The organism is Phocaeicola dorei (assembly GCF_013009555.1).
Lineage (GTDB): Bacteria > Bacteroidota > Bacteroidia > Bacteroidales > Bacteroidaceae > Phocaeicola > Phocaeicola dorei.
The window spans coordinates 2,817,782-2,830,947 of the sequence record NZ_CP046176.1; the positions used below are offsets into that span (position 1 = coordinate 2,817,782).

Genomic DNA, 13,166 nt, shown 5'->3' on the forward strand with positions numbered 1-13,166 from the left:
AATGAATAAAAATAAAGTTAATATTCGAATCTATTTTTTAGCTTCCAAAAACATGTTTAATATCATATTGTAAACCAATAAAAACAAAAAGGCAGAGCAAAAGAATTTCACTCTACCTTTTTGATAATTTTTCCCTTTGGATTATACAAAATCACGGAGTTGCCCTTGCAAGCGTTGTCTGGTAAAAAAGATTCTGCTTTTTACAGTACCCAACGGCAATCCCAACTTTTCGGCAATCTCACGATATTTGAATCCCGACACATGCATAGCGAATGGAATACGGTATTCTTTGGGAAGCAAGCCGACTATACGATGTATTTCTTTCATGTCATAAGCTCCCTCGGTACTATCAAAGCCGGAATCCTGAGACATACTTAAATGGTAGAGATTGTCTGTATGGTCCACAAATGTCTGGTCACGCACTATTTTCCTATAATTGTTTATAAAGATGTTACGCATAATGGTATACATCCATCCCTTAAAGTTTGTATCGGGGATATACTTGTCTTCATTATCCAGCGCTTTCAATGAAGTTTCTTGTAGCAGGTCATTAGCCTCCTCACGGTCGGCTGTGAGTTTGTATGCAAACCGAAGTAATTCTTCTTGCACACCCAGCAGGTTCTTTTTAAAACTAACGCTATTCATAAATCTTTCAGTTTAGGTTCATATTCTTTTTCCATGCTCTCGGTAATGCAAGGATAGCGCATTTTAAATAGGTGTCAAAGAAAAAACTATTAAAATAGGGGGTAAAAACCGTCATTTATCAGTTTTTACCCCCTATTTTGATAGTTTTCAGGTGCTGTTTAGCGTTGTTCCCCCTTTAAAATTGGTAAACAGATGCTATATTTAACAGCTAAAATACGCGCCAAAAACACAGTACTACCTCCTATTATCTGGCAAATAAAGGCTTCCAGACCAAACAGATCACATATCCAATAGGCTAATCCCCCCACCACACAGGCCATTGCATAAATTTCTTTACGAAAAATAAGCGGAATTTCATTAATAAAAACATCGCGGAGCACACCACCTGCGGCCCCAGTGATACTACCCATGATTATAGCTACCCAAAAAGGATATCCGAGAGCAATACTTTTACCTACCCCCACTACTGTAAATAGTGCCAGGCCGATGCTGTCGAACAGGAAGAAAGTGTTATGCATATGAATCAAATACTTGCCGAAAGCAATTACCCAAAACAATGCAAGTCCTGTACATATTAAATATATAGGGTCAGTCATCCAACCCGGAGTCACATCTAGAAGCACATCACGGATAGTACCTCCTCCGATAGCCGTCGCCAAACCCACTACATACGCACCAAACCAGTCAAACTGTTTGGCAGACGCCAATCTGATACCGCTGATGGCAAAGGCAAACGTACCTATAAAATCTAAAACTTGAACAAATGTTAGCATAATGGTTGTTATTTGTCTGCAAAGTAACGAATAAATTCGATAAGAAAATGTATTTTTGTGTTCAGAAAATAGCTTAAAATAAGATGAAAGTAACAATTATCGCCGGTGCACGTCCCAATTTCATGAAAATAGCCCCATTAATGCGTGCTATCAAAGCTGCAAAGGCAGCAGGAAAAAATATCACTGCCCGCCTGGTCTACACAGGTTCGGACGAAGATAAAAGTTTGGAACCTTCTCTGTTTACAGACCTAGATATGCCGCGTCCCGATGTGTATCTGCATGTGGATAATACAGATTTTTTCCAGCGAATGGCAGGTATATTGGTAGCTTTCGCCCGCGAACTGGAACAACATCCTGCACAGGTAGTACTTGTAGTGGATGACCTAACTCCTACTATGGCGTGTTCTATCGTGGCTAAAAAGAAGGGGATAAAAGTTGCTCATCTAGTGGCCGGAACCCGTTCTTTCGATATGGATATGCCAAAAGAAGTAAACAGTATGATAACAGATGGCTTGTCTGATTATCTATTCACGGCCGGAATGGTAGCCAACCGCAATCTGAATCAAACAGGAACCGAACAAGCACATGTACATTTTGTAGGAAACATTCTGATTGATACGCTGCGTTATAACCGTACTCGCTTACAGCGCCCGGTAGCATTTTCTATTATGGGACTGAAAGAAAAAGAATACCTCTTGCTAACCTTGAACAAGCATTCATTGCTAAACAATGATACTGCACTGAAAGCTATCTTCCGCACTATACTGGAAAAAACAGACAAGCCGATCGTGGCACCGCTCCACACGTATGTAAAAAACAAGCTGTCTGTTTTAGATATTACTTCTGAAAGGTTATATATATTACCACCGCAACCTTATTTGTCATTCGGTTATTTAGTGAGCCATGCCCAGGGTCTCATTACAGATTCGGGTAACGTAGCGGAAGAAGCTACTTTTTTAGGAATCCCCTGTATGACATTAAGTACGTATGCAGAACATCCCGAAACAGTGACAATCGGCACAAACCGGCTAGTGGGGGAAGACCCTGAAATCTTAGCAAACGCCCTTGACATGCTGAATAAAGGAGAATGGCAAAAGGGGCTTTTACCGGAACGCTGGGATGGACACACTGCAGAAAGAATTGTGCAAACGTTGCTGGATGAACATAAATAAAATAGAAAACCATTCTCAGATAAAAACACGGATGCCGCAGGATTTGGTATTCTGCGGCATCCGTGTTTTTATTGATTTTCTATCAATATCACTTACACTCTCCTCTTTACCAAGTATAATTCAAACCAAAACTAAGCAATTCCTGCAACTGGAAATAACTCTTGTTATCCTCAGTCAATGTCACACCGTCATCATAACGCGCATGAACAAACAACTTAGTAGACAAATAGCGGTTCAATACAAAATTGAATGTATTTTCCCAACTGGCAATTACGGTGTCATAAGTTGTAAAGTACTCTAATTTAGATTCCCACACAATACTGGGAATAATTTTCCAAGTCAGATTACCTGTAAATTTCGAACCGAAAAGATTTGCTGTTTTATGCCCCGGATCCACATTAAAAGCACCCGGATCAGTTATCTTATCATTACTGATATACATAAAAGTATACGCCAGTGGAGATCCTAACAAAGACAATGAATAATTCTTCTTATTCTGCTTAAAGTCCATACCGAGGGTTATATCCAATTGGGCGGGAGACAGAAAATTAGAAATCATATCATTCGTATTCGTCTTATAATTCCCAAAAAACTGGGTCTTGAACTCGCCCGCCAAAGTATAATACCAGTTTTTGAACGCTTTCACACCCAGTTTACTGTTTAAACGAAACAAGTCGGCATTCGTCTTATATTTATGCACTGTATCTGACGGTGCTGTAACAAAACCCAATTTTATTTCCAGCTTATTTTCAAACTCTATACGCTGGCGGTCATCAAAATTAGCTTCCAGCACCAAGCCAGACAATAGCGCATTAGTACTTTCACCACCTTTATACCAGTTATCTGAAATATAATGTTGTGTGAACTGAACATATCCATTCCCCTTATGCGTCCAAAAGTTAGGACGTACCACCAACAATTCATTATCCGTAGTCAAGCTTTCCACCGGTGTTTCCGGTTGAAGGAAACTTTTGATTTTCTCTTTCCTTGGTCTTTTTACTATCTGATTATTTTCCAGTGGTTTCAGGTCGGCCAAATAAAGTTCGTTATTCACCAGTCTGCCCGGATATTGCAAATAATAATTCCTTAATATATTATTCGACCAACGGTCTGCAGCGGCCAAGGTTTCCAAATCGGGCAGCTGATATATAGCAGCAGATACAGAGTCGCGTTTCCCCATATACAGCGAATCAACAGCCGTCATTATTTTCGTATCCGGACTCCATTTTATTTCAAAAATTTCTTTTATAGGAGCTTCATAATAAGTGGGCGGAACAAACAACTTATAAAAAGCCGGATTAGGACGTACCCACCGGGGAGCCGGGATATTCAAATCATCCCACAGTCTGAAATAAGCAAAATAAGATGCGCTCAAAGCTGATAATGAATCAGAAAAGGCTTTCACAGCCGGATCTTCTTTCGTCTTGGTTACTTTCTGTGCCGATGCCTCTCCCATACAGAATACAGCAAGCACTATAGTCAAACATATACTTTTTCTCATACTATTTTTAGTTTTGTGCAAAAATACACTTAATTTTCCTTTTCCCAAAAAACTGTTTCCTTTATATAATAACGAATGATAAATTCAATTTCATCAAATGATTTTTTAAAGCATATCCGACGATATTGAAAAAGATTTTGTAATTTTGCAACTTTGATAAATATTGCGATATTGATAATTAAGAAAATAACATTTAAAAATATTAAGTAGTGGGAGAAACTAAGTATATCTTCGTAACTGGTGGTGTTGCCTCCTCATTAGGTAAAGGTATTATTTCATCATCAATAGGTAAATTACTGCAAGCCAGAGGCTACAATGTGACAATTCAAAAGTTCGATCCGTACATCAATATCGATCCGGGAACTTTGAATCCTTATGAACATGGTGAATGTTATGTAACGGTAGACGGACACGAAGCCGACCTCGATTTGGGACATTACGAACGTTTTTTGGGCATCCAGACAACTAAAGCCAATAACATTACAACAGGACGTATTTACAAAAGTGTTATTGACAAAGAACGCCGCGGTGACTATTTGGGAAAAACTATTCAGGTTATCCCCCATATTACCGACGAGATCAAACGCAATGTAAAATTATTGGGAAGCAAATATAAATTTGATTTTGTCATTACCGAAATTGGTGGTACTGTAGGTGATATTGAATCACTTCCTTATTTGGAAAGTATCCGCCAATTGAAATGGGAAATGGGACGTAATGCGTTGTGCGTACACCTTACTTATGTTCCTTATCTGGCGGCAGCAGGCGAATTGAAGACCAAACCTACCCAACACTCTGTAAAAGAATTGCAATCCGTAGGTATTCAGCCAGACATATTGGTATTGCGTACCGAGCACGAATTGAGCACTAATTTGAAAAAGAAAGTTGCTCTATTCTGTAACGTAGATGAAAATGCTGTGGTGCAGTCCATCGATATGCCCACTATTTATGAAGTACCTTTGCGTATGCAGGAACAAGGACTGGATGTAACCATCCTTCAAAAAATGGGATTGCCCGTGGGTGAAACTCCAACCCTCGGCCCATGGAGAGATTTTCTAGATCGTCGTCACAAAGCAACTAAAAAAGTAAAAATTGGATTAGTTGGTAAATACGATTTACAAGACGCATATAAATCTATCCTTGAAGCTTTGTCACAAGCAGCCACTTACAATGACCGTAAAGCGGATATCCACTTCATCAATAGCGAGAAACTGACAGATGCCAATGTAGAAGAGCAAATTAAGGAAATGGATGGTATCATCATCTGTCCAGGATTCGGACAACGTGGCATAGAAGGTAAGTTCGTCGCTATTAAATATGCACGTACACACAATGTACCCACTTTTGGTATCTGTCTAGGTATGCAGTGCATGGCTATTGAGTTTGCCCGTAACGTGCTAGGTTATACAGATGCCAATAGCCGTGAAATGGATGAAAAAACGCCACACAACGTGATAGACATTATGGAAGAACAGAAAGCTATTACCAACATGGGCGGCACTATGCGCCTAGGGGCCTATGAATGTATCCTTGACCAACACTCAAAGACTTTCGAAGCCTATAAAAGCGAACATATACAGGAACGCCACCGTCACCGCTACGAATTCAACAATGACTATAAGCAGGAGTACGAAAAGGCGGGTATGAAATGTGTGGGTACCAATCCAGAATCCGATTTAGTGGAAATAATTGAAATTCCAACATTAAAATGGTTCATCGGAGTCCAGTTCCATCCCGAGTACAGCAGTACAGTATTGAAACCACATCCTTTGTTCCTGTCATTTATCAAAGCGGCAATAGACAAATAAGAAACGAGAATTATAATATAATAAGGTAAACAAGTAAAAATGGACAAAAACACTTTAGTGGGATTCGCCCTGATTGGTGCAGTTGTGATAGGCTTCAGCATCTACAACCGTCCTAGCCAGGAAGAAATGGCACGTGCCAAACATTATCAGGATTCCATTCAGGCGATAGCCCAAAAAGAGGCCGAACGACAGGCACAGGCTGCCACGACACAGAGCCAGAATGCAACATTGCATTTAGACTCTACCTCTATGTTCTATGGCGCAAGCCAAGGTGCGGAACAGCTAACGACACTGGAAAATAATGTAGTAAAACTGACTTTCACCAATAAAGGTGGACGGGTATGTGCAGCCATATTAAAAGACTATAATGGACAGGACGGCAAGCCTTTGATGCTGTTTGATGAAAAAGATTCGGGCATGAATTTCGCTTTCGAAGGAAAGAATGAAAACATTTTGACCGAGGATATGTATTTCCAGCCTACCAACGTAACAGACAGCACTGTAACCATGCGTCTGGCAGCAAACAATGGAGGCTATATAGATTTCGATTACAAACTTTTGCCGGATGCTTACATGGTGAATTTCACAATTCGCGCAAATGGCATGCAGAATTTCTTCCCTCCTGCCCTGAACACTGTCAATATAAACTGGCGTCAACGGGCACGTCAACTTGAAAAAGGTTTCAGCTTCGAGCAGCGCTATACCTCGCTCACCTACAAGCCAGTAGAAAAAAGTTCAGATTATCTGAACGAAATGAAAGAAGCAAAAGAAGATGTAACTGATCGTTTGGACTGGATTGCTTTCAAAAATCAGTTCTTCTCAAGCGTACTTATTGCCGATCAAGATTTTGACAAAGCCTCCCTAACCTCTACCCCCCAACAGGAAGGAAGCGGATATATGAAGAACTATACCGCAGACATGACAACTTTCTTTGATCCTACCGGAAAGCAGTCTACCAATATGCAGTTCTACTTCGGTCCGAACCATTTCAAGACTTTGCTGAACAGCAATGATCTAAGCCTTTCCCAAAAAGACTTGGAACTAGAAGATCTGGTTTATTTGGGATGGCCCATTATCCGCTGGGTAAACCGCTGGTTCACTATTAATTTGTTTGATTGGCTCTCGGGTTGGGGACTGAGCATGGGTGTCGTATTGCTGCTGATGACAATTATCGTCAAAGTGTTAGTTTATCCGGCTACCTACAAATCATATATGTCTTCTGCCAAGATGCGCGTCCTGAAACCGTATATCAACGAGATTAATGCAAAATATCCCAAGAAAGAGGATGCTTTAAAAAAGCAACAGGAAACGATGGCACTTTACAGCAAATACGGAGTAAGCCCCATGGGAGGTTGCTTGCCTATGCTGATACAAATGCCGGTATTCATGGCTTTATTCTTCTTCGTGCCTAACGCTATTGAGTTGCGTCAACAAAGTTTCTTATGGGCCCCGGACTTATCCACTTATGATGATATTATCAACTGGGGAACCAACATTCCTTTGCTGGGCAATCATTTAAGCCTCTTCTGTTTGTTGTTCAGTATCACTAATATTCTGAATACCATGTACACCATGAAACAGCAGGATATGGGACAACAGCAAATGCCGGGTATGAAACTAATGATGTATATCATGCCAGTCATGTTTATTTTCATCTTCAACGGTTATTCTTCCGGTTTGAATTATTATTACTTCATTTCCGGACTGATTGGTATCCTCACTATGGTGATTCTGCGCAAAACAACTGATGAAAAGAAACTCCTTGCCATGCTGGAAGCACGGAAAGAAAAGAAAAGCCAAAAGAATGGCGGCAAACCAGGTGGTGGCGGACTAATGGCCAAACTGGAGGCTTTGCAAAAGGAGCAGGAGCGTCTGCAACAAGAAAGAATGAATAAAGGAAAAAAATAACGAGTTTACACTCCCTTAAAAAGACAGCGAAGGCCGCCGTATTATTACAGAATAGCGGTCTTCGCTGTTCTGTAATAATACGATAGCTACTTCTATATTTATTCCTCTCAGCAAAGATACCATCCATAAGCACACAAAGAAACAAAACAAATATGCAGGAACATTTCACATCACCGGCTTTTATACGTATTTTTGCAGTCAATTAATCATCAAAAACAATTTTTAGATATGAATAAATCAAGCGCAACCATCATGGCAGCAGCACTTATGCTAGCTTCTTCCTGTACCGAAGTAAAGCAGAAAGGACAGGGCTACGAACCCATTATAGGTAAGCAAGAAATCACCATCAAAGATGGCCGTCTCACCCCCGAAGCCCTGTGGGCAATGGGACGTATAGGCAGTCTGAGTATTTCCCCCGACGGCAAAAAGATAGCCTACACTGTAGCCTATTATAGTGTTTCCGAGAACAAAAGCCATCATGTAATTTACGTAATGAATACCGATGGAAAGAACAACACCCTGCTTACTCAAACAGCCTGGAATGAAAGCGAACCTCAATGGATAAAAGGCGGAACAAAAATCGCATTCTTATGCAATGAAAGTGGTGGCAGCCAGATTTGGGAGATGAATCCTGACGGTACGGAACGCCGTATTATTTCCGATTTCAAAGGAGACATAGAAGGATTCTCTTTTTCACCGGACGGCAAAAAGATTCTTTTCATCTCACAAATAAAATACGGCCAACGCACCGTAGACCTCTACCCTGACCTACCCAAAGCCAGTGGTATCATTGTAAACGACCTGATGTATAAACATTGGGACGAATGGGTAGAAAGTATTCCGCATCCTTTTATCGCTGATTTTAATGGTGACATGATGGGAGCAGCCACCGATATCATGGAAGGTGAACCGTTTGAAGCTCCAATGAAACCTTTCGGAGGTATCGAGCAACTGGCTTGGAGCAACGACTCTAAACAAATAGCTTACACCAGCCGAAAGAAGCAAGGATTGGCATACGCAGTATCTACCGACTCAGATATATACCTATATAATATAGAAAAAGGCACAACACTGAACCTGTGCAAACTGAATGGACAAGATTCGAATGGAACAGATGAGATGAGAGGATATGACACTAATCCGAAATTCAGTCCCGATGGCAAATACATTGCATGGCAAAGCATGGAGCGCGATGGTTACGAAAGCGACCGAAACCGCCTGTGCGTCTACAATTTGAATAACGGCCAAAAGACATTTGTCACCGAAAGTTTCGAATCGGGCGTAGATGACTACTGCTGGAACTATGATTCACAAAGTCTGTATTTTATCGGTGTATGGCATGGAACCAGCATGGTATACAGTACCAATCTGAATGGTGATATAAAAAAACTGACTGACGGCATGTATGACTACGGATCAGTAGCCATGGCAGGCGACAAAATAATTACCAAACGTCATTCTATCAGTGCTGCTGATGAAATCTACACTCTCACTCCTGCCGACGGACAAGTGGCACAACTCTCACACGAGAATGACCACATCTTTAAACAACTGAAATTGGGCAAAGTAGAGGAAAGATGGACCAAGACTACTGACGGCAAGCAAATGCTCTCATGGGTGATCTATCCCACTAATTTTGACGCAAACAAGAAGTATCCTACTTTGTTATTCTGTGAAGGTGGGCCACAAAGTCCCGTTAGCCAATTCTGGAGCTACCGCTGGAACTTCCAGATTATGGCAGCCAACGATTATATTATCATCGCTCCGAATCGTCGCGGTCTGCCCGGATTCGGCATGGAATGGTTGGAACAAATTAGCGGTGACTACGGAGGTCAATGTATGAAAGACTATTTATCCGCCATAGATGATATTTCGAAAGAACCATATGTAGATACCGACCGTTTAGGATGCGTAGGTGCCAGCTTCGGCGGATTCTCCGTCTATTGGCTGGCGGGACACCATAACAAACGTTTTAAAGCATTTATTGCACACGATGGTATATTCAATATGGAACAGCAATATCTGGAGACAGAAGAAATGTGGTTCGCCAACTGGGATATGGGTGGTGCATATTGGGACAAAAACAATGCAACAGCCCAACGTACCTTTGCCAACTCTCCCCATCGCTTCGTTGACAAATGGGACACTCCTATTCTCTGCATTCATGGTGAAAAAGATTATAGAATTCTCGCTTCACAAGGTATGTCGGCATTCAATGCGGCTGTGTTGCGCGGTGTTCCGGCCGAACTTTTATTATATCCGGATGAGAATCATTGGGTCTTGAAACCGCAAAATGGAGTGTTATGGCAACGCACATTCTTTAACTGGTTAGATAAATGGCTTAAATAGCGCCTAAATTACCGCAATATTATCCGTTATTAGAACTATATAGTATAATTCTCAATTTTTGTGTTACCTTTGTAAGGTCAAACAAAAAAAATGAACATTAAGTGATATTTGTTAAGCTACCTTTTATTAGGTAAGTAAACAATAGCTTGTGAAAGTAGTTGTTTACAGTGTTAGTATATAAATAACTTTTTATTCCCCGTGCTTTGTGAGCGCACAAAGCTGGATGATTACAAAATAATAAAGTGATTATTTTTTCGTGATACCGGCTTGTGATAAGTCGGTATCATTTTTTTATCCCAGTATGATAGTATCTTATTATATCCAAAACAACAATATCCATCCACCTACCAAAATGTAGACGGATGGATATTGTCTTACTTTTATTCTCAATCTCTGCTCAAAATAAAAGCGAAGACGTCTTTTATTTAATTTTAACAGACGAAACTTCTTATTTTTTCTGCATTAATCCTTTAAATGCCGTAGGATAAGGAGTTTCAAACTCCATCAACTCTCTGGTTACCGGATGATAGAAGCATAACTTGAAGGCATGTAACGCCAATCGTCCTAAAGGATCACACTCACTGCCATAACGCCGGTCACCAATAACAGGATGACCTAAATCCGACATATGCACACGAATCTGATTCTTACGTCCTGTTTCCAAATCCAACTCCACCAAAGAATATCCATTGGCTCGCTTTATTGTTTTATAATGAGTAACCGCAAACTTACCTTCCCCATCATCCACAGGACTGGAACTAACATACAATTTCCGGTCGGTCAACCAAGACTCTACTGTACCGTAATCCTTCTCCATATCACCAGAAACGATGGACACATAACGACGGTCCGTCACAATATCATGCCAATTATCACGTAAAGTATTCTGGGTTTTTTCATCCTTGGCATACATCATCAATCCCGAAGTTTCACGGTCCAGACGATGTACTACAAATACGCGGTTGAAACGATGTGAGCGCTTTACATACTCATTCAAAATATGTTGTGCAGTACGTTCCTTCTGACGTTCTGTGCTGACAGAAAGCAACCCTTCCTTCTTCTCCACCACCAAGATATAAGCATCCTCGTATACCAGTTTCAGCATCGGATGTTTAAACTCACGGTTATTCTTCGCCTTAGACATCTGCACTTTCATACCTGGTTTCAACGCGAAGTTATATTGAGTAGTAATCACATTATCTACCAAAATCACACGGTTGGCAAGCAACGCCTTTACCTTGCTACGACTGATTCCCGCCATTTTCCGCATCAGGAAATCCATCAGCTCAGCGGACTCCGTCACATTATATATAGTATATCGGGCAACGCTTTTCGCCTTTGGTCTGCCGGAATCATTTTTTTTACCTCTTGACATAATTCTATTTACTGTTTAAACAATTTATAATTGAGCCATTCGGATTATCCTCTTTTTTCCAGCAACACTACATTTTCCACATGATGTGTATGGGGGAACATATCTACGGGTTGCACGGCCATCACCTTGTATTTGGCATCTAACAAAGACAAATCACGTGCCTGAGTGGCTGGATTACAGCTAACATACACAATCCGCTGAGGCTCAGCAAAAAGGATTGTATTAATCACATCATCGTGCATTCCGGCACGGGGAGGATCAGTGATGATAACATCAGGACGACCATGTTGACTGATGAACTCTTGAGTCAGGATATCCTTCATGTCACCGGCATAAAATAAGGTATTGTCAATGCCATTGATTGCCGAATTCACTTTGGCATCTTCTATCGCTTCAGGCACATATTCGATACCAATCACTTTCTTTGCCTGACGTGAAACGAAGTTGGCTATGGTTCCAGTCCCCGTATAAAGATCATACACCAACTCATTACCAGTCAATCCGGCAAAATTACGGGCCACCTTATAAAGATTATACGCCTGTCCGGAATTAGTTTGATAAAATGATTTCGCTCCTATCTTGAATCGCAAGCCTTCCATTTCCTCAAAAATATGGTCATTCCCTTTAAACACCATCACATCCAGATCGTTAATGGTATCATTACACTTATTATTGACTACATATAACAAGGAAGTGATTTGCGGAAAACGTTCTGCAACAAAAGTCAGTAACCGCTTCATTAAATCCAATTCACCCTCTTCTACAATCTTGCATTGCAGCAACACCATAAGCTCACCCGTACTTGAGGTACGAATCATCAAGTTGCGAAGCATTCCTTCTTGAGAACGCAGATTAAAGAAAGAATAATTGTGTTCGTATGCATAGTCACGAATCGCATTGCGTATCTGGTTGCTGATATCATCCTGTAACCAGCACTTGTCTATAGCCAGCACCTTGTCAAATGCACCGGGAATGTGGAAACCTACGGCATTCATCTGATCGTACTTCACATCTTCCTTTACCTCTTCCTCTGTCAGCCAACGTTTGTTAGAAAACGTAAATTCCAATTTGTTGCGATAAAATTCCGTTTTTTCCGACCCCATGATAGGTGAAATTTCCGGCAATTCAATCTTGCCGATACGGGTCAGGTTATCCGTCACCTGCTTTTGCTTATACTTTATTTGTTCTGTGTATGGCAGACACTGCCACTTACAACCACCACATACACCATAATGCTGACAGAAGGGTACTGCACGCACAGGAGAATACTCATGGAATTTCACTGCCACAGCTTCTGCATAATGATTTTTCTTACGTTTTACCTGCAAGTCTACCACATCACCGGGTACTACATAAGGCACAAACACTACCAAGTCATTCACTTTCGCCAAAGCTTTTCCTTCGGCAGCTACATCTGTTATCGTTACCTTCTCTAATAATGGAAGTTCTTTCTTCTTTCTAGCCACTTTTCCGAATAAGTTAATTTGGGGACAAATTTAAGCATTTTCCCCGAATATACCCCCATAAATCGAAAGATATTAAAATTGTAAAGTAGAAATTACAATTTCTGCTAATTTTTTTCAGTAAATAGTTTGGAGATAAATAAAATATGTATAGTTTTGCGATTACATTTTT

9 protein-coding genes are annotated in these 13,166 nt (G+C 40.7%); 4 read left to right on the forward strand and 5 right to left on the reverse strand.

Features of this window, described 5'->3' with window-relative positions; all coding sequences use genetic code 11:
- Positions 1–141: 141 nt before the first annotated feature.
- On the reverse strand, positions 142–645 hold the full coding sequence (locus GKD17_RS11840; RefSeq protein WP_007835310.1) for an RNA polymerase sigma factor: 504 nt from the start codon (positions 643–645) through the stop codon (positions 142–144).
- Positions 646–803: 158 nt separating this feature from the next.
- On the reverse strand, positions 804–1,418 hold the full coding sequence (locus GKD17_RS11845; protein WP_005841975.1) for a trimeric intracellular cation channel family protein: 615 nt from the start codon (positions 1,416–1,418) through the stop codon (positions 804–806).
- 83 nt (positions 1,419–1,501) lie between these two features.
- Here GKD17_RS11845 and GKD17_RS11850 point away from each other — a divergent pair, with 83 nt between their 5' ends.
- Positions 1,502–2,590, forward strand: a complete 1,089-nt coding sequence (locus GKD17_RS11850; RefSeq protein WP_007835305.1) for a UDP-N-acetyl glucosamine 2-epimerase — start codon at positions 1,502–1,504, stop codon at positions 2,588–2,590.
- Between the two features lie 106 nt (positions 2,591–2,696).
- On the opposite strand, the gene GKD17_RS11855 is transcribed toward GKD17_RS11850, so the two are convergent.
- Positions 2,697–4,091, reverse strand: coding sequence for a DUF3078 domain-containing protein (locus GKD17_RS11855; RefSeq protein WP_008673888.1), 1,395 nt, complete (start codon positions 4,089–4,091; stop codon positions 2,697–2,699).
- A 209-nt stretch (positions 4,092–4,300) separates the two neighbouring features.
- Between GKD17_RS11855 and GKD17_RS11860 the strand changes: the two genes are divergently transcribed.
- From GKD17_RS11860 to GKD17_RS11870, 3 genes are all read left to right on the forward strand, one after another.
- Positions 4,301–5,899, forward strand: a complete 1,599-nt coding sequence (locus GKD17_RS11860; protein ID WP_007835301.1) for a CTP synthase — start codon at positions 4,301–4,303, stop codon at positions 5,897–5,899.
- Positions 5,900–5,938: 39 nt separating this feature from the next.
- Positions 5,939–7,807, forward strand: a complete 1,869-nt coding sequence (gene yidC, locus GKD17_RS11865) for a membrane protein insertase YidC (RefSeq protein ID WP_007835299.1) — start codon at positions 5,939–5,941, stop codon at positions 7,805–7,807.
- 228 nt (positions 7,808–8,035) lie between these two features.
- A complete protein-coding gene (locus tag GKD17_RS11870) occupies positions 8,036–10,156 on the forward strand; it encodes a S9 family peptidase (protein WP_007835298.1) in 2,121 nt (706 codons plus the stop codon).
- A 448-nt stretch (positions 10,157–10,604) separates the two neighbouring features.
- On the opposite strand, the gene GKD17_RS11875 is transcribed toward GKD17_RS11870, so the two are convergent.
- The gene (locus GKD17_RS11875; RefSeq protein WP_007835297.1) at positions 10,605–11,531 is read right to left on the reverse strand and encodes an RluA family pseudouridine synthase; all 927 of its coding nucleotides are present in this window, start codon (positions 11,529–11,531) and stop codon (positions 10,605–10,607) included.
- Between the two features lie 44 nt (positions 11,532–11,575).
- Positions 11,576–12,997 (reverse strand): 23S rRNA (uracil(1939)-C(5))-methyltransferase RlmD, encoded by a 1,422-nt coding sequence (rlmD, locus tag GKD17_RS11880; RefSeq protein WP_007835296.1) that lies wholly within the window; start codon positions 12,995–12,997, stop codon positions 11,576–11,578.
- Positions 12,998–13,166 lie beyond the last annotated feature (169 nt).

Bases quoted from the DNA above. Each gene is read 5' to 3' on its own strand.
- GKD17_RS11850 (WP_007835305.1), top strand. From the start codon at position 1,502: ATGAAAGTAACAATTATCGCCGGTGCACGTCCCAATTTCATGAAAATA.
- GKD17_RS11845 (WP_005841975.1), bottom strand. From the start codon at position 1,418: ATGCTAACATTTGTTCAAGTTTTAGATTTTATAGGTACGTTTGCCTTT.
- GKD17_RS11875 (WP_007835297.1), bottom strand. From the start codon at position 11,531: ATGTCAAGAGGTAAAAAAAATGATTCCGGCAGACCAAAGGCGAAAAGC.
- GKD17_RS11840 (WP_007835310.1), bottom strand. From the start codon at position 645: ATGAATAGCGTTAGTTTTAAAAAGAACCTGCTGGGTGTGCAAGAAGAA.
- yidC (WP_007835299.1), top strand. From the start codon at position 5,939: ATGGACAAAAACACTTTAGTGGGATTCGCCCTGATTGGTGCAGTTGTG.
- GKD17_RS11870 (WP_007835298.1), top strand. From the start codon at position 8,036: ATGAATAAATCAAGCGCAACCATCATGGCAGCAGCACTTATGCTAGCT.
- GKD17_RS11855 (WP_008673888.1), bottom strand. From the start codon at position 4,091: ATGAGAAAAAGTATATGTTTGACTATAGTGCTTGCTGTATTCTGTATG.